Source organism: Algoriphagus halophilus, assembly GCF_041729275.1.
GTDB classification, from domain to species: domain Bacteria; phylum Bacteroidota; class Bacteroidia; order Cytophagales; family Cyclobacteriaceae; genus Algoriphagus; species Algoriphagus halophilus_A.
On sequence record NZ_CP146486.1, the window covers coordinates 4,095,742 to 4,120,339 of the forward strand.

Sequence of the window (24,598 nt, forward strand, 5' to 3'; positions counted from 1 at the left end):
CCCCGCCCTTCCTTTCTGGGATTTATCTCAGAGGGGAGGGCTTTTTTCATGGGGCTACCAATCTTGCTACCATGATTCCTGATTGGGATTTATTCCCAGCCAAATAATCGCTGAGGGGTTTCTCAGAAATCTCCACTTCTTGATTTTTAGAGCTGGCATGCAGCAAATGGATTCTTCCGTTTTTCTCAATTGCAAAACCCGTATGGACAACGTCCAGATTTGACATGGAAGTCGTGATAGCAATTAGATCCCCTGATTGGATTTCCTTCTCCAATCTGCTGATCTCGGTTTTTGGAATAAAATAATACCCCTTTTTGGATCATGGCTTCCGTGATTTTGATTTCATCCAAGTTTTTAGAATCACTTAACTGAGGATAAAATTGAGGGTTTTCAGACATAAAAGTTGGCTGATTAGGATAAGGTGTGCCACCCACCTCTGCCGTCACATCAGTGATGATTCCCTTCTCCTGGTTATCAAAAATCCAATCCGAAAAATAGTGAAGGCGAGAAGGGTAGCCTTGGTTTTTACCTTCACGGTAGCGGAGTTCTTCCAGTTTTTGCTCAAAAGCTTCAAAGGTAAAATCGCTGTTTTCAGCTAATCTGGTAAAAGTTACAACCGTCTCTAAGAATGTGGTACAATCAAGACCCGTAAGATTAACAACAAGCTTTTCGTTTCCGGGAAGTTCTAAAGTTTTCTCCACATAAGGAGTTTCTAAAAACCATTGACCGATCTCAATATTCAGCTCATTTGGCGATTTATTAGAATATTTACTTTCTGAAAGTTTATCCAAAAAACCTTCTAGTTTTTCCCGACTCTCCAATGAGCAAACGGTTTGGGCTTTAGTGAAAAGTGAGTAAATTAGAAAAAAAACGAGAAATAGACTTCGCATAAACAAATCAAAGTAAATGATGGAATGAAGATAATTGATTTGCAATGATTAGTCCAATATTTGATAGTAGGGATTGAATCAAAGGCAATTGCTATAACCTTTTTTCCATTCACCTTTTTTCTCCCAGTAAAAGTGATTTTAACTAGTAAAAAAAATGATAGGTGCTAGAGAGATAATAATGAAAAAGCCTCAAATCCTGACGAAATGAGGCTTTTTGCTAACATTTATCCATCAATAGAGGGGGTGTTTTTTATTCAGTTTTTTTCAGAATTTGAAGCAAGGTGATAAAAAGCAGTATAAATAATATGCATGGAATTACCTTCTTTCAGGTAGTGCAGCAGAAAGAGAAAGGCCAACTGAACTTGCAGAAAAGGTTTCTTCAAGGGGTGTTTTGTAGTTGATGGCAGTATAGGTTAATGCAAACCACTTGTAACCAAATTCAACTCTTGGGCCAATAGTACTTTTGAATTGGATGTCAGAGACAAATCCATCCCCTTTAAATTTGACCCCTTGGTGTGAAGTTATACCAACACCTAATCTAAAATTATTATTTATTTTCCAATAAGGAACTAGGGTTAAAGGAATTCTAGTCAGCCTAATATTAGCATTTTCAGCTGCGGTTGTGTTGTACTTGAAGCCAATGGTTGTTCGAACAAGTAACTTGTCTATTTCAGAAAATTCAAACTGTCCACCGACTGCAATAGTACCTCCTTGACCGGCTCTCATGACTTGATCTTCTCCATTTGTAAAGAAGATTTTTAGAATTTCATCACCTCCATATTCCAAACCTCCTTCGATAAGAAATTTGGCTAAAAAAGGAGAAGGTGACTCCTGTGAAAAAGCATCCACAGAAATCAATAGGATTGTCAACTGACAAAGTGTAAATAATTTTTTCATTTTAGAATAACATTTTAGAGAAGTAGAAATTTTTAAGCTTTAATCAACTTATAATCAGTTATTTGCTGATTTGCTTTTTAGCATTTAGTAACCTACTTATACCATCTTTAAACTTGATGAACTAAAATATTATACGTCTAAAATTAGCCAGCGAATTAGTAAAAAATTCAGATTTGTTGCAATAGGTCTAGAGGAATATTTTATGAATTTGAGTACTATTTTTTTCGATATTTGAGACTGTATTTCAGTGGGTTTTTGGTTGCCGGAGTAAATCAGAATATTTTGCAGCATATTCAGCGAACCCCTATGAGAACGATTTTAATCAAGGCATCTTTTGCCATCTTTTTATTTTTTACCTTTCAATATTTCAGTACTGCTCAAACCCAGTATTATGTTGCTACAGATGGAAAGGATAGTAATCCTGGGACAGAAGCATTGCCTTTTGCCAGTATTTTGCATGCTAAGGAACAGATCAAAAAGTTAAAATCGGAAAACCCAGATGAAGGAGTTTCCTTAATAATCAATGGCGGGACTTATTACCTGGAAGAACCTTTGGTCTTTGATGCCAATGAATCCGGTACGGAGGATACACCCTATGTAATTCAAGCAAAAAATGGGGAGAAGGTAATTATTAGCGGAGGGAAATCGCTGGACCTAACCTGGAAAAATCAAGGGTCTTTTTGGGTGGCCAAAGTCCCTAAAGGATTGGAATTTTCTTCCCTTTATCTAAATGGGAAAAAGCAGATTCGCGCTCGTTATCCCAATTACCAGGCAGAAATCCTACCTTTCCATGGGTTTGCAGAAGATGCCTTGTCCAAGGAACGGATTGCAAGTTGGAGAGACCCAGAGGGAGGATTTATCCATGCCCTGCATCAGGGAAGGTGGGGAGGAATGCATTATGAAATTATCGGTAAGGTCGGGAAAGATAGCCTGATTTATGAAGGAGGTTGGCAAAATAACCGGGAAAGTGGATTGCATTCCAAATTTCGATTTGTGGAAAATATTTTCGAAGAATTGGACAGCCCACATGAATGGTATTTAGATCGAGAAGAAGGCATGTTGTATTATTTTCCAGAAGAGGGACAGGCCATTGAAGATATCCAACAAGTGGAAGTTGGAGTTCTGGAAAACTTGATTTCTTTCAAAGGAAATGGAGGTAATCCTGTTCATCACATCCAGATCAAAGATATTCTATTCACCCAAACTGCTCCTACATTTATGAAGACTGAAGAGCCCTTGATGCGGAGTGATTGGACCATATATCGAAATGGTGCAATACTGCTCGATGGAACAGAAAACATCCATCTTGAAAAAAACACTTTTCGGGATTTAGGTGGGAATGCGGTTTTTATAAGCAATTATAACCGAAAGGCTTCCATCCGGGGGAATTTGATTGAAGAAATTGGAGGGAGTGCAATCAGTTTTGTAGGCAATCCAGAGGCCGTTCGTTCACCTTCTTTTAATTACCATGAGTTTGTTCCAGAAAAGGAAATGGATACTGTTCCAGGTCCAAAGACAGAGGAGTATCCTGCTAATTCACTAGTGGCGGATAATCTGATCAGGGATATAGGATTGATTGAAAAACAGGTGGCTGGTGTACAGATTGAGATGGCAATGGATTTGCATATCATTCACAACACCATATACAATGTTCCCAGGGCAGGAATTAATATAGGAGATGGTGCTTGGGGCGGACATATTATTGAATACAATGATGTCTTCAACACCGTCATGGAAACTGGGGATCATGGGGCCTTTAATTCTTGGGGAAGAGATCGCTTTTGGCATCCTAATCGAGGTACTATGAATGAGCTTGTTGAGAGACATCCGGATTGGATTAAGTTGGATGCCATCAAAACCACCATCATACGAAATAACCGATTCCATTGTGATCATGGTTGGGATATTGATCTGGACGATGGGTCCAGTAATTACGAGATTTATAACAACCTTTGCTTAAGTGGCGGGATAAAACTTCGGGAAGGGTTTTATAGAACCGTATATAATAATATCACCTTGAATAATGGTTTCCATCCCCATGTTTGGTTTGAAAACAGCCATGATGTTTTTACAAGAAATATCGTAATGACTTCTCATAAGCAGATCGGGGTAAACTTCTGGGGAGACAAGGTAGATGAGAATTTTTTCACCTCTGAAATGGATTTGATGAAAAGCAGGGAGTTCGGAATAGAGCAAAGCGGAGAATTTGGAGAACCTGATTTTATGAATCCGGAGGAAGGAGATTTTAGAATAGAAGAAGGATCTCCGGTTCAATCCTCAATAGGTTTTGAAAACTTTCCAATGGATCAGTTTGGAGTAGCCTCTAAGAAGCTGCAGGATTTAGCTGATTCCCCAAAAATACCGGATCTGTTTACAGAGCGCTTAGATGGAATGGCTGAAATTGAAGAGTGGCGAGGGTTTAAGGTCAAGAATATGGAGACCTTGGGCGAACAATCGGCAGCTGGGGTCAATGAAATTTCGGGAGTGCTGGTTTTGGAAGTCCCCAAAGGAGGAGTTCAAAATACGCTGCAAGTAGGAGATGTGATTCTGGAGTGCTGGGGAGAGCCAGTGGACAAGGTGTTAACACTTAGGAAACTGGAGAAAGGGAACCTTTGGAAAGGAAGAATAGAACTTAAAGTTTGGAGGAATCAGGCGTTGGTTGAGGTAGTTTTTTAATGAAAGTGATTGATATCGGGAAGTGTGAATATCCTATAGCCTTTAGTTTAAAATCACCTTGTCAAAATTGCTGGAATTCCCCATATTGATGAATTCTTACTTTTTACAGTTTTATTTTAGATGGCTTTTAACGAAGATTCTAGGGTTAAAATCCCGGCGATTTTACATTTTATACGATTGGGATATGTCTATATTCCTCAAAGTCAGCAAAATCGAAGGGAAGAGACCAATATTTTTGAACCGATTTTTATTGAAAGTCTACTTCGAATCAATCCTGGGATATCGGAAGATGATATCATTCGCTTATTGGATGAATTGACTTTGGAACTAGATTATGAAGATTTGGGAAGAAAATTTTATCAAAGGCTAACTGCTACCTCTGGAATTAAACTGATCGACTTCAAAAACTTTGATAATAATAGTTTTCATGTAACTACTGAGCTTACTTGTAAGAATAATGAAGAGGAATTTCGGCCTGATATCACAGTCTTAATCAATGGAATGCCTTTGGCTTTTGTGGAAGTAAAAAAGCCGCATAACAAAGAGGGTGTGATTGCTGAAAGAAGCCGGATCAATTCCCGCTTTAAAAACAAATATTTCAGACGTTTTGCGAATATTACCCAGTTGATGATATTCTCCAATAACATGGAGTACGAAGACGGAATTGTAGAACCTGTATTTGGAGCTTTCTATGCCACATCAGCATATTCGGATTTGAAATTCAATTATTTCAGGGAGGATGATGATTACCCCGTCAGACAAAAACTGGGAGATATTTCGGAAGAGCAAGAGAATTTTGTCCTGAAAGACAACAATCTGCTAGTTGTAAAACATAGTCCCGAATTCAAGACCAATAAAAGCGAAAATTCTCCTACAAATAGGATTTTAAGTTCCATGTTTAGCAAAGAGCGACTAGCTTTTATTTTGCGCTATGCCATTGCTTATGTGGAGGAAGAAAAAGGATTAGAAAAGCATATCATGCGCTATCCCCAGATCTTTGCCACCAAGGCCATTGCAGCAAGACTGGAAGAAGGCAAACAGAAAGGGATTATCTGGCATACACAGGGGTCTGGAAAAACTGCATTAGCCTTTTTTAATGTGAAGCATCTGAGGGATTACTATCAAAAGCAAAATGTGATTCCTAAATTTTACTTCATAGTAGATCGGATTGATTTATTAATTCAAGCAAGTGCTGAATTTTCAAATCGAGGTCTGAAAGTAAATCCAGTGAATTCCCGTCAGGATTTTATAAAGGATCTTCAGGTCGTTGGAGCTCTTCACAATGATAGTGGTAAACCTGAAATCACGGTAGTCAATATTCAAAAATTCACAGAGAATGCTACTGCTGTAGCAATACCGGATTACGATATACAGACCCAAAGGGTATTCTTCCTGGATGAAGCACACCGAAGCTATAATCCAAAAGGAAATTACCTAGCCAATTTGATCAATTCAGATCGAAAGGCAGTTATCATTGCTTTGACTGGAACTCCATTGCTTCGTGAAGTAGCAAAAGAGTATGATTCCCGATTGTTGTTTGGTAACTATATCCATAAGTATTATTACAACCGCTCCATAGCTGATGGCTATACGTTGAGATTGATCCGAGAGGAAATCGAGGGAAGTTTCAAGCTAGAGATGAAGGAGATGATGGAGGAGATCAAACTTCTCAAAGGTGATATTAAAGCTTCGGATGTTTATGCCCAACCGAAATTTGCAAAAGGTTTGCTGGATTACATTACTAAAGATCTGATTGACTTTAGAGATTTTTGGCAAGATGAGACGCTGGGAGGATTGGTGGTCTGTGATTCCTCCAAGCAAGCTAAAATGTTGTTTCAGTTATTTGAGGAGCAATATGGAGAACAGGAAATAAGTGTAGAAAATCTACCTGTGGCCGCTGAACCCTCTCTTCCTTACGGAAAAAGAAAGCGGAAAAAGTTGAATGCTGCCTTGATCCTACACGATGAGAATGACAAGAATATTCGAAAGGATTTGATCAAAGCCTATAAGTTTGGGCGGGTTGATATTCTGTTTGTTTACAACATGCTATTGACTGGCTTTGATGCAAAGCGGTTGAAGAAGCTCTATTTGGCAAGAGTAATTCAAGATCACAATTTGTTGCAAACTTTGACAAGAGTCAATCGACCTTATAAAAAATACCACTATGGATATGTAGTTGACTTTGCGGATATCTCCTCAGCTTTTGACAGAACAAATCGGCTTTATTTCGAGGAACTTCAGGATCAATTGGGAGATGAAATGGAAATGTATTCCAATTTATTCAAGACTGAAGAGGAAATTCGAACTGAGATTAATGGAATCCAGGAGACTCTATTTCATTTTGATACTGAAAATCGTGAGCTCTTTTCCCAGCAGATCAGCCAAATTACCGATAAAAAGAATTGCTGGCTTTGGTCAAAGCCTTACGCACTGCCAAAGAGCTGAAAAATTTGATTGCCCTTCAGGGCTATGAGGGACTTGGGGAACTGGTGGACTTTGAGGTGCTCAATCGCCTATTGATCGAAGCTCAAAATAGATTAGACAATCTCAACTTTATAGAAAATATTGGAAACGAGGAAGCTAATCAAAACTTGCTTAATGCAGCTTTGGAGGAGATCGTTTTTCAGTTTATCAAAGTAGGGGAAGAAGAGTTGAAGTTAGCTGATGAACTCAAGGAGCAATTGAGAAAGACTAGGGAAGCTTTGCAAAATAATTTTGATCAAAACGACCCGGTATTTGTAAACCTCAGAGAGGAATTAGAGCGGATTTTTAAGAAGAAAAATTTGACCGAAACCACTCAGGCAGATCTGGTAGAAAACTTACCTTTGCTTCGCAAAATCCATGAGCAGGCCAAAGAACTGAACCGAAAGAATGCTTTACTCAAAGCCAAATACGGCAATGATGAGAAATATGCCAGAATCCATAAAAGACTGACAGAAAAGGGAAGTCTCAGTGCCAAGGAGATGCAATTGCATAGAGCCTTAATGCTTGTCAAAAAAGAGGTGGACGATAGGCTGGAAGGGCAGGAGGACTATTTGCACAATGAAGAATTGTTTGATCGCTATTTAGTGCGTCTCGTCTCAGAAAAATTCGTAGTGGATGAAAAATTAAATTTAGATACCGGGACAAGAAGAAATATCAGTACCCTGATCGCGAAGGAATATTTTCAATTGTACCAAGCTAGAATATAAAAAATGACTCAGGATATTACCTATACCACCAAAACCAAGCAACTCATCGATAACCTGAAGAGTGTCTGTGCCAACTACGGCTTGGGGAATGATGGCAATGAATTTAAGATTATCTCTCAGGTGTTTTTATACAAATTCTTGAACGACAAATTCCGATATGAAGTAAAGAAGAAAAAGCAACAACTTGGTAAGGAGGTAGATGAGGAATTGTTGATGGATTTGCTGGACGAGAATGTGCCTAAATTGAAATCCCATCAACTGATTGCGCATCTGCATAATACCCAAAACACCGATGATTTCGGCAAAACCTTTGACGACACTCTGCGGGATATCTCTGTGGAAAATTCAGGAATTTTCTCTATCAAATCTTTTTCCGGAGCAAAGGATAAACTGTTCGATGAACTGAGCCAATATATCTCAGATTCTTCCCAGAGAGGTGATTTTTGCAGGGCTTTGATCAATAAGCTCTTTGAATTTAGTTTTGAGGAGAGTTTTGAGGATTACTTTGAGGAGAAGTACGATTTCTTTAAGGATATCTTTGAGTATCTGATCAAAGACTACAACTCCGATTCGGGAGGCAAATATGCGGAATACTATACTCCGAATGCTGTAGCGAGGATCATTGCCAATATTCTGGTAGATCCTGAAAATATAGGCAAAGGAAAATGCTATGATCCAAGTGTGGGCTCAGGCTCACTTTTGATGTCTTTGGCGCATCAAATCGGCGAGGATAAGTGTACGATATTTTCAGAGGATATTTCCCAAAAGTCCAGTACCATGCTGAGACTGAATCTGATCCTGAATAATCTGACGCATAGTATCCCCAATGTAATTAAGACCAATACCATTGCGCAACCTTTTTATTGGGAAAAGCAGACCTTTGATTATATCGTTTCTAATCCTCCATTTAAGCTGGATTTTTCTGATTTCAGGGATGATCTGGAGAAGGATAGGTTCAAAGACAACTTCTTTGCGGGCATTCCAAAGGTGCCAAAGGCGAAGAAAGAGTCTATGGCAATCTACCTACTATTTATCCAGCATATTATGGGTAGTTTAAATGATTCTGGAAAGGCAGCCATCGTGGTGCCTACAGGATTTATTACCGCTCAGAGTGGGATAGAGAAAAAGATACGGCAGCGATTGATCGATAAAGGATGGCTTCGAGGTGTGGTCAGTATGCCGAGCAATATTTTCGCCAGTACAGGAACCAATGTGTCTGTAATCATCATAGACAAAAAAGCTGGAACAGAGCAAATCGTGCTCATGGATGCATCCAAGCTTGGGCAGACTGTAAAAGAGGGGAAAAACCAGCGAACAGTACTATCTAGAGATGAAGAGCGCCAGATTATTGAGGTATTCAATTCAAAAGAAGCGGTAGAAGACCTTTCAGTAGTAGTCAGTAAAAATGAAGTTCAGGAGAAAAACTATTCCTTCTCGGCTGGGCAATACTTTGAGGTCAAAATAGAATATGTGGATATCACCGCAGAAGAGTTTCAGGAAAAACTAAGTGGCTTTGAGGATAGACTAAGTGGATTGTTTTCTGATGGAAAGCTATTAGATGGAGTTATTCAAAAGCAATTGAAAGGGCTTAGGTATGAGTAAGATAAAGCTTGGAAAATTTATTGAGGAAATATCAATGGGGCCTTTCGGTTCCGATATTAAGGTCGAGAATTTCATTAATGAAGGTATGCCTGTCCTTAATGGCTCAAATTTAACTAGTCACAAACTTGTAGAGGATGGCTTTAAATATGTTTCGGAGGAGAAAGGGAATTCCTTCGGGAAAGCAATTGCAAGACGAGGGGATATAGTTATAACCCATCGAGGAACTCTAGGGCAAGTAGCGTATATTCCTTATGATTCTAAATTTGAAAAGTATGTAATTTCTCAAAGTCAATTTAGAGTTAGGTTTAAAAAAGAAATAGATCCGATATACTTTTCGTACCTAATGAAAAGTAAGTATGGCCAAGCGAAGCTTTTGTCCTTTAAAAATCATGTAGGGGTTCCCGCTTTAGCTCAGGCTACGACAAATTTCAAGGCTTTGGAGTTAGATATTCATGATATTGGGGCCCAACAAAAAATCGCCTCTTTTCTTTCAGCTTTAGACGATAAAATCGAGCTCAACAACCGTATCAATGCTGAGTTGGAGGCGATGGCGAAGTTGATCTATGAGTATTGGTTTGTGCAGTTTGATTTTCCAGATAAAGACGGCAAGCCTTATAAAAGTTCTGGCGGGAAAATGGTCTGGAATAAGGAGTTGAAGAGGGAGATTCCAGAGGGGTGGGAGGTGAAAGAATTAGGTGAATTGCTTGATGTGAATAGAGGAATATCCTATAGGAGTTCAGAAATTGGTTCAGACGGAATCCCAATGATTAATCTTAATTCTTTTAACCTAGATGGTACTTTTAAATCAGATGGAACAAAATATTTTTCAGGAAAATATCAGGATAAAAATTTGATTCTTGAGGGGGATCTACTTATTGCTATTACCGATGTAACAAGAAATGCTGATATTATTGGAAAAGCGATTTTAGTTCCTAATTACTTTAAAGAATTAGTTTTCTCAATGGATGTTGCTAAAGTTATTCCTAATGAAAAATTAACAAAGACATATCTAATGATGCTTTTTAATACAGACCATTATCATAATTATATTAAGTGGTTTGCATCTGGAACAATTGTACTTCATTTGAATTTAGATGGAATGAAATGGTATAAAACTGAAATACCTCCAGCAAACCTCCTAAATAAATTTGAGTCATTTTATAAAACAATAGCTAATAGAATAAATGAAACAACTGTTCAAAACCAAGAACTAGCATCTCTTCGAGATTGGCTATTGCCGATGCTGATGAATGGGCAGGTGACGGTGGCAGATGCGGAAGAAATAGTGAAGGAAAAGCTTGGGATGGTGGCGGAGGAGAGGGGAGTTATATCAATAAAAAAAGATAAAGATGGCAAAAGGACATACTTTGAAATTAAATTCCTATTCTATTATTCTAAGAAAATATAACGAAAAAGGAAAGAATAAAGCTGCAGTCAAATTTTCAGATTTCTTTGATTCATTTAGAGAGAATAAAGACAAGAAGATCTCTCAAAACACTCTTTTTAATCGATTTTACAAATTTTATATTGAATCTTTTAATTCAGAATTTGTGAAGGACAAAGATGAAGCAAAAGCATATTCTCCTGGGGATAATCTTGAGAGGAATTCTGCCAATTTTTTAATAGATGGGATATTTGAAGGTGGAATTACGGGAATCGAACAAAATTTGCAAGATCAAAAGAGAAAAAGATTGAAATCAAAGATTTCCAAAGATGATGTGGCTTTGTAAGCCTATGTCAAGCCATTTGAAAGTTGAATTGAAATTATCAACTTTAAATGGTTATTATGAAAAAATCGAGAATCACAGAAACGCAGATCGTCAAAGCGATCAAAAGCTCATGAGGCTGGCAGAAAAGTAGAAGAAATCTGTCGTGAAATGGAAGTTACACCTGCCACTTTTTATAAATGGAAGCAGCGTTATGGCGGAATGGAAGCCAGTGAGGTCAAAAGCTTGGAAAGAACTTCAGGAAGAGAATTCCCGCCTAAAGCGGATGTTTGCCGATCTGAGTCTGGTGCATGAGGCTCTCAGCGATGCGGTGGCAAAAGCTCTGACGCCCGACGAAAAAGGCATGCTGGTTCAGTTCATGGTCGAAGAACATGGAGTGAGCCAACGTCAGGCGTGTAAAACGCTTAGTGTGCCACGAAGTAATTCTTCAGTATCACCCCAAACCAAAAAACGATATGCCCGTGATCCAGGCGCTGGAAGAAGAACTGGTAGCCAAACACCCTGCCATTGGCTTTTGGCAGTCCCATTACCGGTTTTCGCAGAAAAGGCCATCTATGGAACCATAAAAAGGTCTACCGATCTATTCTGCCATGGATCATCATCAAGACGCAGACACAAGAAGCGGCTACCGCAAGGATCAAACAGGCCCTATACAGGCCGGAATCGATCAACCAAGTCTGGTCTATCGATTTCATGAGCGATAGCCTTTGGAGCGGCAGGCACTTTGTCTTTAACATTCTGGATGACTATAACCGGGAAATGCTGGCTATGGAAGTGGATTTTTTCACTTCCGCACAACGGGTAATCCGAGTAAGCGAGCTTGTTGAGCGGTCCGCCTTCCAAAATGATCCGCGTGGACAATGATCCGAGTTTATCTCCCGTCTGTTGGATCACTGGTGTAGGGAGAAGAACATTGAGCTGGTCTTTATCCAGCCGGGCAAGCCGATGCAAAACGGCTATGTGGAACGCTGTAACGGATCGGTCAGAAAAGAACTGCTTAGCTCCAATGTATTTAATTCTCTGGATGAGGTCAGGGAAAAGCGATGGAATGGATGGAAGATTATAACCGGAAAGGCCCCATGAAAATTCTGGATATCGGACTCCCGTTGACTTACGAAAGAACCAAATGTAACAACATATCTTTTGTTTTTCAAACTGTTAAGCAGCGCAAAAGTGAATGCGGAAAGCGGCTCAAGACCGGTTGGCCCAAGCTACACTGCCTTGCTCGGGTCTTGAACCAATTTGGAGTATTCACTTACCTTCGCTTACCGGTGAAAAGTAAACTTTTGATCGGCTCCACTTTTGGGGAGCTTACAAGCTTCCTTGCCTTTCTACTTTCTTTTTGGTTTCCTTCAGATGTTAATTATGGAATAATTATGATCCAGAGTTATGGAAGTTCAACAATTAACTCTTTGGTCAAGGAACATCTTAAAAAGGTCTTTAAAACGAAAGGTTTTACTTTTGATGAGCAAATGTGTATTTCAAACAGGGATAGAGAAGATTTTCTTGAACATTCGATTGTTCAAGAATTATCTTATTTGAGTACATATGAGTCAAAGGATACCGGTGGAGAGTTTTCCGCACATGTAGGAAATGCTAAAACTATTCAGGTAGAGGTTAGAATAAAAAATATTAATCAAAATACAAATAAATACTTCAAAGGATTGAAGGATTTGAAAAATGGAATTAATGATTTTGTGAAGCTTAAAGTGAAAGGAGCAAACAAAACTTATGAATCTGAGCCTAAAGCATATTATAAAGGAGATAATTCCCGATCCCATGCAGTTGTAAGTGATTATAAAAATTTTATTCCTTCCTTAGTCTTGGATGAGTCACTAAAAGAGCCTGGTAAACAAACACCAGACTTAGTTTCGATAAGGAGATATTGTAAAAACTATCTTAAAACTCTTCAAAGTGAGAATAATTATACAAGTCAATTTTTATTAAAATAAAGAGTGGGTTTTTTAAAAAATCATATGGAATTATTAGCGAATTGACTCCAATTAATAGTCAGATTGTGATTTCTATTTTAATTTTTATTTCAGTAGTAATTGGTTTTTTTTCTTCGTTTGATCTGAGCCTATTGAGTATTATTGGAACATTTGTGGCACTATTTAGTGGTATCCTTTTTCTTTTTCATTTTTAATGTTTGAAGCTTCAAAGAAGAAAAAAATGAAATAAGCGAAATTTTTGACGAATTAGGGTTTCCTTTAATTTATTTAAAAGTAACCCTGTTATTCCCGATAATGATAAATATAATCAGTCAGATATTTTTAATAAATTGAGGTACATTGAGTTTGCAGACATACTTTTTACTTTGATAATTCTGCTTGTGTTAATTTCTATATTGATTTTTGTTGTTGGAATTTTACTAGGTGTGTCACTTGATTTTGTATTCCTTTACAAATACCAATCTTTTTTATATAAAACAGGAATTACAAACTACGTGTTTTTTGTAAGTGTTTATGTTTGGGTGATTCTAATTTTATCGAGAAGGATATATAGGTTTTATATGTATGAGTTGAAATTTTAGATATGAGGATGTTAAAAATATATTCTGATGACAAAGGAAGCTTTTATAGATTGTTTTTTGATGAAGATGTTGAATTTGTGAATCCTGTTAAATATTTTAAAGAGAGTTCGTTAGCCTCATCATTTTATTTGCTGAAAGATTCAATGTCTTTAAAATTGAAAGATATTCCTGAAGAAATTAGGAATAAGGCATTTGCAAGAAAAGCGAATGAAATTTGGAAGGAAAGACTTGAGCATATTCTTAATGAATCATTGAATAAGGATTTTCTTGATTTGCTTATTGCAAGTAGCAAAAAAGGCCAGTTAAAGATTCTAAAGGGTAAAACACTGTCTCCAAATTCTTTAGCAAAATTTCTATTTTTAGCTTATTCAGAATTTGGCTTTACATTCAGCCGATATATTTCGGAAAGTTTGCCCAAAAATATTGAAAAGACACAACTTCCATTACTTTTTGAATTAAGTGAGGATGAAGAAAATGTTGAAGTAGTTGGAGAGACAGTGCTAAAAGAGGGCGAATTAAAAAATGTTATAAATCATAGAAAGAATATTGTTGCTAATTTTTTGGATAAGGGGAATGAATGGCATTGTTTCTACGTGACTTACAAATCTCTTGCTGGAAAAGAAAGTTGGAATGGAGGTCAGGCCCATTACCATTACTTAAGCAATAAGTTTGGTCTTAGTAGGGATGAGGTTGTTAAAGGGGTTAAAACTGGAAAAATGCCAAGTACCCCAGTACATATAGGGATTGAAAATTATAGAAAAGATCAGTAACTGACCTTCATCAAATCAAAATGAAGCCTCTTATGCTCCTCAATAGATTTGCAACAAAGATGGCTTTCATTGTTATGGGTGATTTTTTTGATCAGGAGATTTGCCTCTACTTCAGATAGATGACCTTTGTGAATGGCCACGCAGAGGATATCCAAGGTGGTCAAATATGCCATTCCGTTTTTCTCGCAGTAGGGCTTGATATCTTTGGTATTACTGCTGGCGATGATGTCTGAATGATGTTTACAGTAAACTAGGCAGGCAGATTCGCCATCGTCAGCTTTTGTTTCTTTTTTCAAGGCCAAAAATTCATGTAGCAATTTTGGGTTGGAAGAAGTTGGGAATTGAAGTTCTTGAATCCCAGAAAAAAGTAAAATACTGTCTATGTTATTTCGGATAGTCCTGTTTTCTTTCAATTCATTTAGAACTATATCGAGGATATAAACTCTTTTGGGGTAGAGTTCATTCAATAGTGAGATCTTTTCAGCTTTGAAAAGGTGGATTAGCACATCGGCATCCACTAAAATTTTTACTATAGGTACTTTACTCTTCCCCATTCTCCAGTTTTTGAAGTGGGTCGATATTTACTGCGTTCAGGTAGGTGAAATATTTCGACTCTGAGATTTTATCCGATTGAAAAGTTCTTTCGCCAACACCGCATAATCTCCAAGGATTAAATTTTGATTTCCAGGATACATAAGCCGGGTATCATATCCGAGATTTCTTATTTTTTCAGTTGATCCTGTTTTATATTTTTCAAAATAGCTATCATCCACAAACCCCAATTCTTTCAATCGAAAAATGGTTGCTTTTACTGAAACGGAATACACTTGCTGAATTTTGAAAATTGTTTGGTCTGAAATTATGCCTCTCCGTTCCTCTTTTGGAATTAAAGAAGTGACCCCAATTTCTGGTAGGAGTAAGCTTGCAGCAAAGAGATCCGCTTTCTTCTCCTCTTGATCGTTTTGTTTAAAAAATAGGCCAGTAACACATTTCTGAGAAGTGAAACCCTCTTGTACGAATAGATGGTAGAGTTCGTGCGCAATTGTGAAGTGTTGTTTTCCTAAAGTATGGCTGTGATTTACCATCATGAATTTTTTACCACCTGCAATCATTGCCATACCAGAGAATCCCCCACTAAGAGGTTTGAACAAGGAAATGACATTTTTCTTCAGCAAGAAACTTCTCAAATGAATTGGATCATCTGGACCATACCCAAATTGATTCCTGAATTGGGAAGCCTTTTCTTTACATTCTAAAAAAGCAGATCATTTCGTTTCATTCAGCAAAGTTTCCATTTCCAAATAATTTTTAACTACACGCTGGAATTCTGCTATTGATTTCAAATCAGTAGTTTCCAATCCACTGCTTCTAAATGCGAATGCGAAATTGGCCTCACGACGCACGGAATCCTCTTCCAAAAGATCTTCAACATCAATATTGAAGAGGTGTGAAAATTTTTCAAATGAATATATGTGACTTCATTAGTTCCATTTTCATACTTAGCTATTAGACTTCTATCTACCTCCAGAAATTCTGCAATTTGATCCTGAGTAAGGCCAAGCCTTGATCTGAATGCCTGAAGATTAGAGCCGATAATGTTTTGGAGTTCCATAGTGTTTGTTTGATTTAAAAAGTGTCACAAAATTAATATAAAAAGTAACAAATTGTAAAATTGTGACAAATCTATTTTTGATAAGTGGCAGATTATCATTTAGAAAAAGAATTCTTTTTTCTTTGTGAAAAATTAAATCAACTGATAGTACCGAACCAAACTCAATAAAGAACTGGTGTCGATCACTGCAATCATCTCAGATATTTTTCGAGTTGCTCAGGTTTGAGATGGAGTGATTTGCAAAGCTCGTATTCATTGATCACCCCATCGTAAAATGCAGTTTGGATCGCTGAGACAAAAAGAGGCGATTGGATAGGTTTTGGCTGACCTGGTATACTTTGCTTGCCCATTTCTTTTTCTAACTCCCGTTTCTTTTTCTCAGCATCTTTTTTGGCCTGAATGGAATCTTCTTGATCACTTTTCATTCGGCCATATATTGCTCCACTCATCTTTTTTGATCTCACTAAATATGTGAGTAATGCTGTGAAGCTTAAATGGGTTTTGTCGGAGATCGCTTTGATTTCTTCAAATGAATAATCATTGGACTTATCTATTTCAGGAAGACTGTCTAGTGTGCGTAACTCGTTTCCTGCCAAAAATGCGAAAGCAAAATTATTACACCAGGTTTCAACTTTTGAAATGTTTTTTCCTGATGCCATGTGATCATAATCCATGGATTCCACCTCTTCTTGATTTAGAAGATAATGGCCTAATTCATGAGCTAGGGTGAAAATCTCCCGCTTGAAATAATCTTGATTTCTTCTAAGTACAATGACATTGGGCTGTAAATAGAACCCATCTATGTTGCTCTTTTGCTTAAGAGAAGGATGCTCTACAAATTCAAAAACCAAAATATTTGACTCAGCAAATTTCGAAATTAAAGACTCTAGAAATTTTTTGGAGTCGGTTTTAAATTTAGGGTATAGTTTTTTCTGACTTCCTCTGCAACTGCTTTTGCTTCTTGAGTTATGTTATAAATAGGCAAAACCCTATCCATTTTCAGATCAGATAGTTTAGCCAAGCCTGATAGGGAGAGCTTCAGTTCTTCAAATTGATTGACAATTTTCTTAGAAGCTAGATTTAGGTCTGTACCGAATTTTTCTTTTCGAAAGAAAATGCTAGAATCTTTTGATTGTACTGGAGGAGTTGGATCCAAATAATAGGATAGACCCTTGTTAAAAATCTTATCAATCCTTTTCAGATGATTGATTTGAATTTCAGGCTTAAATATATCTTCCCAGTCCAATTCTTTCTTTAAACCTTCACTCACTAAACCCAAGAACTCTTCCTTCTCCAGTCTGAACTGACGGATAAGCTGTTCTATTCGGTCAATATTGTAAACAGTGGTTTTCAAGATATCAATTAAAGTTTTAAGATAAATATATCTCGAATAGAATGCAATGAGTTTTAAAATGAAAAAAGCCACTCATTTTTGAGTGGCTTTTGCTCCTCCTCTTGGGCTCGAACCAAGGACCCTCTGATTAACAGTCAGATGCTCTAACCAACTGAGCTAAGGAGGAATTTTGTGTCATTCCGCTCTAACCTCCCGATAGCTATCGGGATGAGTAAGGAGGAATTTTGTGTTTCTTTTCGGAGCGTTTTCCGAATTGGTGTTGCAAATGTAGGGGGCTATATTATTTATTCCAAACCCATTTCTAAAAAACTCTTACTTAATATTTCACTCATTCACTTTTTTGCTTCACAATCAGTTACTTATTTTTTTAAAAATCTTCAAAAAAGGTTTTTGTGGGACAGGAGAGGAATTCCAATCCTATTTAGTAATTTAAATAGCTTTAATTTTTACCCAAGATCTCACTACATGAAAAAATCATTGAATCGCAGAGAGTTTGTCCGCTATTCTGCATTGACCACGCTAGGACTTCAATTTTTACCATTCCAAGGGACGAAAGCAGCACCTTCCGATAAAGTCAGAGTAGCCCATATTGGATTAGGGGGAATGGGCTTGAATCATTTAAACTGGTTTGCCAATTTGCCTGAAGTGGAAATAGTAGCCCTTTGTGATGTTGATGACACCCATGCTCAGGAAGCTTTGGTGAAATTGAAAGCGATTCACCCTGATACAAAAGCACAATTGTATTCGGATTTCCGAAAAGTACTGGAGAGATCAGATGTAGATGCGGTCACCATTGCCACACCGGATCATTGGCATGCCCAGATTACCATTTTAGCTTTTCAGGCGGGTAAGGATGTTTACAGTGAGAAACCTCTTTCTTATGCTAAAAGGGAAGGTGATTTGATGTTGGCCTCCCAAAAAGATACAGGAAGAATTTTTCAACTGGGAACCCAAATCCATGCCGGTGATAATTACCACCGAGTAGCTGAAATAATTCAATCTGGCGTCTTGGGTAAAATTAAAACCGTGCGTCTTTGGAAAACGGGTGAGCCCCTTTGATTGAAAAACTGAATTTTCAGGCTCCTCCATCCCATTTGAATTGGGACATGTGGCTAGGTCCAGCCCCTATGCCGAGTATGCTCCTGAGAAATGTCATTTTTCCTATCGCTATTTTATGGAATATTCCGGCGGGGTATTCCAGGATTTCTGGTGTCATATCGCAGACATTGTGTGGTGGTCCATTGCTCCAACCGGGCTAAAAAAGATCTCAGCAAATGGCGAAGTTTCAGATGGAATTGGGGATACTCCGAAGTGGATTGATGTCGATTTTAAATTCAAGAAACTGGATTTGCATTGGACTTCTGTTCCTCCTGATGTTCCGGGAGCGGCTGGGAAAGGGATAGGAGCTTATTTTGAAGGAACAAAAGGAACGCTGGTTTGCGACTATAGCAGTAGGGAAATAAGAATTGACGGAAAAGTAATGGATGATATTCCTGAAATTCCGAAAACCATTGTTCGATCACCAGGACATCAGCAGAATTTTATAGATGCAGTAAAATCCAGAAGTCAACCGGAATCCTATTTGGAATATGCCCGAAATATGACCATGCCCATGCATTTGGCCTTGATTTCCTTTAAGCTTAAAGAAGAACTAAAGTGGAACGCAAAAAAAGAATTGTTTAAGAATCATTCCGAAGCTAACCAAATGTTATTCAGGCCTTATCGGGAAAAGTGGAATTTAATAGGAGCTTGAGTTCAGAAGCATTAACTTAATAAAAGAAATAACCCCTAACCCATAAAAAATGCCAAACTACACATTAAAAATTAACGGCGAATCTAAGGAGGTCGAGGCGGTGGAGGATATGCCTCTACTTTGGGTGATTCGTGACCTTTTAAAAATGAAAGGAACCAAATTTGGTTGTGGACAAGCATTCTGCGGTGCCTGCACAGTTCATTTGGATGGTAATGCTGTTCGATCTTGTTCCCTGCCAATATCCGCAGTAGGCACAGGTGAAATCACTACGATTGAAGGACTCTCTGAAAATGGAGATCATCCTGTTCAAAAGGCTTGGGTAGAACATATTGTTCCGCAATGTGGCTATTGTCAATCGGGCCAGATCATGAATGCTGCTGCATTACTGAATTCCAATGCTAGTCCAAGTGAGGAAGAAATCGAGCAAGCCATGGCTGGAAACCTATGTCGTTGTGGTACCTATAATCGCATCAAAGATGCGATTGTTACTGCATCTAAGTCCTTATAAAACACCCAAATAAAACCCAATCTCATGCTTCCAAATATTCCATTTATACAAAAGAAAAAAGGGCAGGATAAAAGCAAGGTTTTTGTTCCCTCCCGAAGAGATTTTTGAAATTAGGGTCCCTTGCTACTGGGGGACTTATCCTTGGTGTCAACTTCCAATGTTCAGGACCAAAAGGTGAATTGGTGACGTTTGCACCCAATGTTTATCTCTCCATTGATTCAACTAATCAAGTTTCCTTAGTCGCCCACCGATCTGAGATGGGAACAGGTATTCGAACGTCCCTTCCACAAATTGTGGCTGATGAACTTGGGGCAGACTGGTCCACCATCAAAATTGTTCAAGCGGAAGGGGATGAAGAGAAATACGGAAATCAGAATACCGATGGTTCATTCTCTGTTCGGATGTTTTTGAACCCATGCGAAAAGCAGGGGCCACAGCCAGGCATATGCTGATCACTGCCGCTGCTGCAGATTGGGGAGTGGACCCTTCTCAATGTGATACCCGTGATGGGAAGGTCATTGGGGACGGGAAAGAAATCCCGTTTGGGGACTTAGCGGGTAAATTAAAAGATACCCCAGTACCGGACCCGGAAAGCATTACTCTGAGAGAACTTTCCAGCTATAAATTGATCGGGACGGATGTGCCGATTTACGATTTGAAGAATATTGCCATGGGCAAGGCGGTTTTTGGGGCAGATGTGGATCTTCCGGATATGAAAATTGCTGTAGTCCGAAGAACCCCGGTAATAGGCGCGAAAGTGGTTTCCTATAATGATGAAAAAGCATTGGCTGTACCAGGAGTCGTTCAAGTAGTAAAAATTGAAGGGTCTGGAAATCCTCCTGGTTTGGATAAGGCTTTAGAAGGAATTGCGGTGATCGCTGAGAATACCTGGTCTGCTATCAAAGGGAGAGATGCGCTGGAAATAGAGTGGGAGCTTGGAGAAAATAAAGATTATAGTTCCAAAAAGCAGCTGGTAGAAATGCTTCAAAGTACTCGGAGCAATGGAAAAGTAAGAAGAGAAAGAGGGAATTTTGATTCGGCAAACCGATCCGCATCCAGAAAAATAGAACGCACCTATGAGGCTCCGTTTTATGCCCATGCTACCATCGAGCCACCAGCAGCCATCGCTCATGTAAAACCAGATGGATCCTGCGAAGTGTGGGCACCAACTCAACACCCGCAATGGGCAAGGGGAGCTGTGGCAGGAGCATTAGGAGTAGATGTGAGTCAGGTCAAAGTGAATGTGACACTGTTGGGTGGAGGCTTTGGAAGGAAATCTAAGCCAGACTTTGTAGTGGAAGCAGCCTTGATTTCCAAAGCAGCAAATGGGCCGGTTCGGGTACAATGGACACGTGATGACGATCTTCATTTTGACTTCTTTCATTCCCATAGTGCCCAGCGGATTATTGCGACCTTGGATTCTAGTGGCGGCCTGACGGGATGGAATCACCATACCGTTTTCCCGGCAATTGGTTCTACCAGTAGTAAGGAGGAATTGCATCCTTCAGACGGTGAAATGGGCCTGGGCTGTGTTGACTTTCCTTTCAATGTTCCGAATATTCGAGTGGAAACGCATGAGTCCACTGGAAATACAAGAGTCGGCTGGCTTCGATCGGTAAGTAATATTCACCATGCTTTTGCCATTCATACGATGATGGATGAAATTGCAGAAGCGAGAGGGAAAGATCCATTGGAAAATGCAATCGAGCTCCTGGGAGAAGATCGGGATATCACTTTCCAGTCAGAGATGGTAGGAGGAGAATATGGGAATTATGGGGAAAGTATTGAGAATTATCCTTGGAACACTGGACGAATGAAAAATGTCATTCGGACCTTGAGAGAACAGTCTAATTGGGATGCGAATAAAGCAGCAGGAAAAATAATGGGCTTTGCAGCACATAAAAGTTTCTTGACCTATGTAGGCTGTGTGGTCCTTTTGGAAAAAGGTGCAGATGGAAAAATTCTGATTCCAGAAGTGTATTACGTAGTGGATTGTGGGGTAGCTGTCAATACAGATCGAATCCGATCTCAGTTTGAGGAGGTGCTCAATTTGCAACCAGTTTGGCCACTACTTCTGAAATCACGTTAGAAAATGGGCAGGTGCAACAAAATAACTTCGATACTTATCAAATTATTCGAATGCCTGCTGCCCCGAAAAAATACATGTCCATATCGTAGAAAGCCAGATTAAACCAACCGGAGTAGGAGAGCCTCCTGTGCCACCGTTTATTCCTGCGCTTGCCAATGCCATGTATCAGATGAATGGACAACGAATCTACAAGTTGCCATTTAAAGTTTAAGTTTATTTTAAATGGGCTGTCTCATCATTTACCAATCGTTCATATTTGGATAGAAAATTAATGATGGGACAGCCTATTTTTTTGTCTTCCTGACATCCCTTTATTTTTATCTGGGTGCCATCAATAATGATGAGTATTATCTATTCGTTAAACTCCCTGTAGAGCCTTATCAACGCCTAGTTTGGGAGCTGATTTTCCCTATTTTTGGGTTCTTCTAAGCTAACAATATGAAATCCATCCTTTTTACTATTCTAGGGCTTGCCTTTGTTTTTCAGGTGTTTGCTCAAGATGCTTCCATAGATTCTGTTTTTTCGGTAGGTATTCCTGTCAAAACAATTGACGCCCGGATACTGAATGAGGTGAGTGGGTTGGCCTTTGGCAAAAGCCAACCTGGAATTATCTATGTACACAATGATAGTGGAGGTGAACCAAAAGTCTATATGCTTGATTCCTTGGGGAACGTAATAGGGGATGTGGAGCTATTGGGAGCCACTAATCGAGATTGGGAAGATATCGCTGTAGGACCAGGGAAATATGGAGAAAGTAATGTCTATGTGGCAGAAATAGGAGATAATGTAGCTCAATATGAAACCATTAGAATTTACAGATTTGCTGAACCGATACGTTCGGGAGGCTCTGTAAAAATAACCCCAGAACGAATCGATTTAACCTATCCCAATGGAGCGATGGATGCAGAAACTTTGATGGTGGACCCAGTTTCTGGAGATATTTTTATCCTGTCCAAAAGGGATAAAGAAAACACCTTGTTCCGCCTTCCCGCAGAGAAATTTCAATCTGGAAGTGCCGAATTGGAAGAACTGATGAAGCTTCCTATTACCAGTTCGGTAGCAGGGGATATTTCTCAAGATGGGAGTCAAATCATAATAAAGAACTACCTTGAGGTATTCTATTGGAAGAGAAAGAAGGGAGAGTCATTGATGGAAGCATTATCCAGAGCTCCGGTCATTGTTCCTTATGTTCCGGAACCACAAGGGGAAGCCATTGGTTTTTCTCCAGAAGGAAAAAGCTTCTTTACTCTTTCTGAAGTTCGGTTTGGCATTCAACCCGTGCTCTACAGGTATCCCAAAAATTAATTTCTATGCAAACATCACCAAATATCTTGATGGTTCGTCCGGCCAATTTTGGATTTAATGAGGAGACTGCCAATACCAATTTTTATCAGCAGAAGGACCAGCGTGGAAAAGGTGAAATCAGGGAGTTGGCTAAACAAGAATTTGATGGATTTGTAGCGTTGCTACGAGATCAAGGGGTGAATGTCGAGGTGGTGGAAGATACTGAGAAACCTATTAAAACAGATGCAGTATTTCCAAACAATTGGTTTAGTACGCATCCTGATGGCAAATTGATTCTATACCCTATGTATTCCCCAAATAGGCGTTTGGAAAGAAGAAAGGACTTGGTGGAAATGCTCATTCAAAAGGGGTATCAAATTTCAGAGATTTTGGATTTAAGTTTTTTTGAAGAGGATAATCAATTTTTGGAAGGGACGGGAAGCATGGTTCTGGACCATGATAGCAAAACTATTTTTGCCTGCTACTCTGAACGGACCCATCCGGTTCCACTTAATTATGTTGCGGATATTTTGGGGTATGAATTAGTAGGGTTTAACTCAGTCCAAGAAATTGATGGGGTCAAAAGTTCTATCTATCATACGAATGTGATGATGCATGTGGGAAGGGATTTAGCGGTGGTATGTTTGGATAGTATTCCGAAAGCATCTGAAAAGCAGGCAGTACAAAAAGCCTTGACCAAAGCAGGGAAAAAAGTGATCCCCATCACTGCTAAGCAGAAGTTTAATTTTGCCGGAAATATGCTAGAAGTGACCAATGACGGAGGAGAGAAATTTACTGTGATGTCACAGACTGCTTTTGATTCCTTGAATGTGGGGCAAATCCAATTGATTGAAAAGTACACTACCATCATCAGTCCTTCTATTCCTACCATTGAAAAATTAGGAGGAGGAAGTGCTCGCTGTATGATGGCAGAGATTTTTTGCCCAAGGCTTAAAAGCGCTATGGCTACCCAAACCTGGGCTGGAGAAGCAAATTAAAATTGTTTCAGGGACTCAAATTTCGGTAGTTCCTAAATCATAGATTTCCCGGATACCTTTCACTATTGTGGGGACATCAATATTTAGATCAATCAATTTGCCCGTTTGGATGTCGAAAACCCATCCATGAACATGTGGCAGCCCTTCTGTGATGAATCTTTTTTGCCAGGAAGCCATTTTTACCACATTGATACATTGTTCCTGTACGTTAAGTTCTACCAGTCTTTTGTATCGAGCATCCTCATCGGTAATATCATTTAACTCCTCTCTGTGAGTTCTATATACATCTCGAATATTTCTAAGCCAGGGGTTCAAGATCCCCAAATCTTGGGCCTGCATGGCTGCTTTCACCCCTCCGCAAAAATAATGTCCACAAACAGCGATATGCCTAACCTTTAAATGGGAAATAGCATACTCTATCACTGAAGCAGAGTTTCCATCATTATTAGGAACCAAATTCGCCACGTTTCTATGTACAAACATTTGCCCTGGTTCAATGCCAGTCATTTCTTCTGCTGTGACCCTACTATCACTACAACCTATATATAATATTTCTGGACTTTGTCCTTTAGATAAGTTTTGAAAATAATTTTCATCTACTGCAAGTTTAGATTCAACCCATTTCTGGTTATTCTCAAAAATTTGTTTGTAAAGATTCATGAGTAATGGTTTTTAATAAAAGTATCACTACGTTTTAAGATAGTTCTATAAATT

The 24,598-nt window shown here is 38.8% G+C and carries 24 protein-coding genes, 1 tRNA gene and 2 pseudogenes; 16 read left to right on the forward strand and 11 right to left on the reverse strand.

Annotation, left to right across the window (positions count from 1 at the left end; translation table 11 throughout):
• Positions 1-46: 46 nt before the first annotated feature.
• The 3 genes from V8V91_RS21975 to V8V91_RS21985 form a co-directional block, all read right to left on the reverse strand.
• A complete protein-coding gene (locus V8V91_RS21975; protein ID WP_373397222.1) occupies positions 47-274 on the reverse strand; it encodes an N-acetylmuramoyl-L-alanine amidase-like domain-containing protein in 228 nt (75 codons plus the stop codon).
• Positions 186-791: an N-acetylmuramoyl-L-alanine amidase-like domain-containing protein gene (locus V8V91_RS21980; protein ID WP_373397224.1), complete on the reverse strand. Its 606-nt coding sequence runs from the start codon at positions 789-791 to the stop codon at positions 186-188. The genes V8V91_RS21975 and V8V91_RS21980 overlap by 89 nt, the downstream gene beginning before the upstream one ends.
• 414 nt (positions 792-1,205) lie before the next feature.
• Positions 1,206-1,787 carry a hypothetical protein gene (locus tag V8V91_RS21985; RefSeq protein WP_373397226.1) on the reverse strand — a complete coding sequence of 194 codons (582 nt, stop codon included), beginning with the start codon at positions 1,785-1,787 and terminating at the stop codon, positions 1,206-1,208.
• A 306-nt stretch (positions 1,788-2,093) separates the two neighbouring features.
• Between V8V91_RS21985 and V8V91_RS21990 the strand changes: the two genes are divergently transcribed.
• The 9 genes and pseudogenes from V8V91_RS21990 (at position 2,094) to V8V91_RS22030 (ending at position 14,286) form a co-directional block, all read left to right on the forward strand.
• Positions 2,094-4,463, forward strand: a complete 2,370-nt coding sequence (locus V8V91_RS21990) for a peptide-binding protein (protein ID WP_373397227.1) — start codon at positions 2,094-2,096, stop codon at positions 4,461-4,463.
• A gap of 120 nt (positions 4,464-4,583) precedes the next feature.
• Entirely contained in the window at positions 4,584-6,908 is a 2,325-nt protein-coding gene (locus V8V91_RS21995) for a type I restriction endonuclease subunit R (RefSeq protein WP_373397228.1), read from the forward strand.
• Positions 6,875-7,654 carry a hypothetical protein gene (locus V8V91_RS22000; protein WP_373397230.1) on the forward strand — a complete coding sequence of 260 codons (780 nt, stop codon included), beginning with the start codon at positions 6,875-6,877 and terminating at the stop codon, positions 7,652-7,654. Before V8V91_RS21995 ends, V8V91_RS22000 begins: the two co-directional genes overlap by 34 nt.
• Positions 7,655-7,657: 3 nt before the next feature.
• Positions 7,658-9,256 (forward strand): class I SAM-dependent DNA methyltransferase, encoded by a 1,599-nt coding sequence (locus V8V91_RS22005; protein WP_373397231.1) that lies wholly within the window; start codon positions 7,658-7,660, stop codon positions 9,254-9,256.
• Positions 9,249-10,664 carry a restriction endonuclease subunit S gene (locus V8V91_RS22010; RefSeq protein WP_373397232.1) on the forward strand — a complete coding sequence of 472 codons (1,416 nt, stop codon included), beginning with the start codon at positions 9,249-9,251 and terminating at the stop codon, positions 10,662-10,664. The genes V8V91_RS22005 and V8V91_RS22010 overlap by 8 nt, the downstream gene beginning before the upstream one ends.
• The gene (locus V8V91_RS22015; protein ID WP_373397233.1) at positions 10,624-10,986 is read left to right on the forward strand and encodes a hypothetical protein; all 363 of its coding nucleotides are present in this window, start codon (positions 10,624-10,626) and stop codon (positions 10,984-10,986) included. Before V8V91_RS22010 ends, V8V91_RS22015 begins: the two co-directional genes overlap by 41 nt.
• A 56-nt stretch (positions 10,987-11,042) precedes the next feature.
• A pseudogene (locus V8V91_RS22020) lies at positions 11,043-12,115 on the forward strand (IS3 family transposase).
• Entirely contained in the window at positions 12,063-12,935 is an 873-nt protein-coding gene (locus V8V91_RS22025; RefSeq protein WP_373400860.1) for a hypothetical protein, read from the forward strand. The pseudogene V8V91_RS22020 and the gene V8V91_RS22025 overlap by 53 nt, the downstream one beginning before the upstream one ends.
• A gap of 589 nt (positions 12,936-13,524) precedes the next feature.
• Positions 13,525-14,286, forward strand: coding sequence for a hypothetical protein (locus V8V91_RS22030; RefSeq protein WP_373397234.1), 762 nt, complete (start codon positions 13,525-13,527; stop codon positions 14,284-14,286).
• Here V8V91_RS22030 and V8V91_RS22035 read toward each other — a convergent pair.
• The 7 genes and pseudogenes from V8V91_RS22035 to V8V91_RS22065 form a co-directional block, all read right to left on the reverse strand.
• A complete protein-coding gene (locus V8V91_RS22035; protein ID WP_373397235.1) occupies positions 14,280-14,840 on the reverse strand; it encodes a hypothetical protein in 561 nt (186 codons plus the stop codon). The two genes, V8V91_RS22030 and V8V91_RS22035, sit on opposite strands and share 7 nt — an antisense overlap.
• Positions 14,841-14,876: 36 nt before the next feature.
• Positions 14,877-15,473, reverse strand: coding sequence for an ImmA/IrrE family metallo-endopeptidase (locus tag V8V91_RS22040; RefSeq protein WP_373397236.1), 597 nt, complete (start codon positions 15,471-15,473; stop codon positions 14,877-14,879).
• Between the two features lie 78 nt (positions 15,474-15,551).
• Positions 15,552-15,704: a hypothetical protein gene (locus tag V8V91_RS22045; protein ID WP_373400861.1), complete on the reverse strand. Its 153-nt coding sequence runs from the start codon at positions 15,702-15,704 to the stop codon at positions 15,552-15,554.
• A gap of 53 nt (positions 15,705-15,757) precedes the next feature.
• A pseudogene (locus tag V8V91_RS22050) lies at positions 15,758-15,898 on the reverse strand (helix-turn-helix domain-containing protein); the annotation flags it as partial.
• A 191-nt stretch (positions 15,899-16,089) separates the two neighbouring features.
• On the reverse strand, positions 16,090-16,749 hold the full coding sequence (locus V8V91_RS22055) for an ImmA/IrrE family metallo-endopeptidase (RefSeq protein ID WP_373397238.1): 660 nt from the start codon (positions 16,747-16,749) through the stop codon (positions 16,090-16,092).
• Positions 16,750-16,784: 35 nt separating this feature from the next.
• A complete protein-coding gene (locus tag V8V91_RS22060) occupies positions 16,785-17,252 on the reverse strand; it encodes a hypothetical protein (protein ID WP_373397239.1) in 468 nt (155 codons plus the stop codon).
• A 92-nt stretch (positions 17,253-17,344) separates the two neighbouring features.
• A tRNA-Asn gene (locus V8V91_RS22065) sits at positions 17,345-17,418 on the reverse strand.
• 299 nt (positions 17,419-17,717) lie between these two features.
• On the opposite strand from V8V91_RS22065, the gene V8V91_RS22070 reads away from it, so the two are divergent.
• The 7 genes from V8V91_RS22070 to ctlX all read left to right on the forward strand — a co-directional run bounded on the left by V8V91_RS22070 (position 17,718) and on the right by ctlX (position 23,884).
• A complete protein-coding gene (locus V8V91_RS22070) occupies positions 17,718-18,311 on the forward strand; it encodes a Gfo/Idh/MocA family protein (protein ID WP_373397240.1) in 594 nt (197 codons plus the stop codon).
• 49 nt (positions 18,312-18,360) lie between these two features.
• On the forward strand, positions 18,361-19,005 hold the full coding sequence (locus V8V91_RS22075) for a hypothetical protein (protein ID WP_373400786.1): 645 nt from the start codon (positions 18,361-18,363) through the stop codon (positions 19,003-19,005).
• A 49-nt stretch (positions 19,006-19,054) separates the two neighbouring features.
• The gene (locus V8V91_RS22080; protein WP_373397241.1) at positions 19,055-19,513 is read left to right on the forward strand and encodes a (2Fe-2S)-binding protein; all 459 of its coding nucleotides are present in this window, start codon (positions 19,055-19,057) and stop codon (positions 19,511-19,513) included.
• A 104-nt stretch (positions 19,514-19,617) separates the two neighbouring features.
• Positions 19,618-19,965 carry a molybdopterin cofactor-binding domain-containing protein gene (locus V8V91_RS22085; protein WP_373397242.1) on the forward strand — a complete coding sequence of 116 codons (348 nt, stop codon included), beginning with the start codon at positions 19,618-19,620 and terminating at the stop codon, positions 19,963-19,965.
• A complete protein-coding gene (locus tag V8V91_RS22090) occupies positions 19,929-21,602 on the forward strand; it encodes a xanthine dehydrogenase family protein molybdopterin-binding subunit (RefSeq protein WP_373397243.1) in 1,674 nt (557 codons plus the stop codon). Before V8V91_RS22085 ends, V8V91_RS22090 begins: the two co-directional genes overlap by 37 nt.
• A gap of 438 nt (positions 21,603-22,040) precedes the next feature.
• Positions 22,041-22,907 carry a hypothetical protein gene (locus V8V91_RS22095; RefSeq protein ID WP_373397244.1) on the forward strand — a complete coding sequence of 289 codons (867 nt, stop codon included), beginning with the start codon at positions 22,041-22,043 and terminating at the stop codon, positions 22,905-22,907.
• A 5-nt stretch (positions 22,908-22,912) separates the two neighbouring features.
• Entirely contained in the window at positions 22,913-23,884 is a 972-nt protein-coding gene (gene ctlX, locus V8V91_RS22100; protein WP_373397245.1) for a citrulline utilization hydrolase CtlX, read from the forward strand.
• Positions 23,885-23,899: 15 nt separating this feature from the next.
• Here ctlX and V8V91_RS22105 read toward each other — a convergent pair whose 3' ends face one another.
• On the reverse strand, positions 23,900-24,544 hold the full coding sequence (locus tag V8V91_RS22105; RefSeq protein WP_373397246.1) for a carbonic anhydrase: 645 nt from the start codon (positions 24,542-24,544) through the stop codon (positions 23,900-23,902).
• Positions 24,545-24,598: the final 54 nt, after the last annotated feature.

Bases quoted from the DNA above. Each gene is read 5' to 3' on its own strand.
- V8V91_RS22090 (WP_373397243.1), top strand. From the start codon at position 19,929: ATGCGAAAAGCAGGGGCCACAGCCAGGCATATGCTGATCACTGCCGCT.
- V8V91_RS22105 (WP_373397246.1), bottom strand. From the start codon at position 24,544: ATGAATCTTTACAAACAAATTTTTGAGAATAACCAGAAATGGGTTGAA.
- V8V91_RS21985 (WP_373397226.1), bottom strand. From the start codon at position 1,787: ATGAAAAAATTATTTACACTTTGTCAGTTGACAATCCTATTGATTTCT.
- V8V91_RS21995 (WP_373397228.1), top strand. From the start codon at position 4,584: ATGGCTTTTAACGAAGATTCTAGGGTTAAAATCCCGGCGATTTTACAT.
- V8V91_RS22025 (WP_373400860.1), top strand. From the start codon at position 12,063: ATGAAAATTCTGGATATCGGACTCCCGTTGACTTACGAAAGAACCAAA.
- V8V91_RS21990 (WP_373397227.1), top strand. From the start codon at position 2,094: ATGAGAACGATTTTAATCAAGGCATCTTTTGCCATCTTTTTATTTTTT.
- V8V91_RS22080 (WP_373397241.1), top strand. From the start codon at position 19,055: ATGCCAAACTACACATTAAAAATTAACGGCGAATCTAAGGAGGTCGAG.
- V8V91_RS22010 (WP_373397232.1), top strand. From the start codon at position 9,249: ATGAGTAAGATAAAGCTTGGAAAATTTATTGAGGAAATATCAATGGGG.
- V8V91_RS22005 (WP_373397231.1), top strand. From the start codon at position 7,658: ATGACTCAGGATATTACCTATACCACCAAAACCAAGCAACTCATCGAT.
- V8V91_RS22035 (WP_373397235.1), bottom strand. From the start codon at position 14,840: ATGGGGAAGAGTAAAGTACCTATAGTAAAAATTTTAGTGGATGCCGAT.
- ctlX (WP_373397245.1), top strand. From the start codon at position 22,913: ATGCAAACATCACCAAATATCTTGATGGTTCGTCCGGCCAATTTTGGA.
- V8V91_RS22030 (WP_373397234.1), top strand. From the start codon at position 13,525: ATGTTAAAAATATATTCTGATGACAAAGGAAGCTTTTATAGATTGTTT.
- V8V91_RS22095 (WP_373397244.1), top strand. From the start codon at position 22,041: ATGAAATCCATCCTTTTTACTATTCTAGGGCTTGCCTTTGTTTTTCAG.
- V8V91_RS22070 (WP_373397240.1), top strand. From the start codon at position 17,718: ATGAAAAAATCATTGAATCGCAGAGAGTTTGTCCGCTATTCTGCATTG.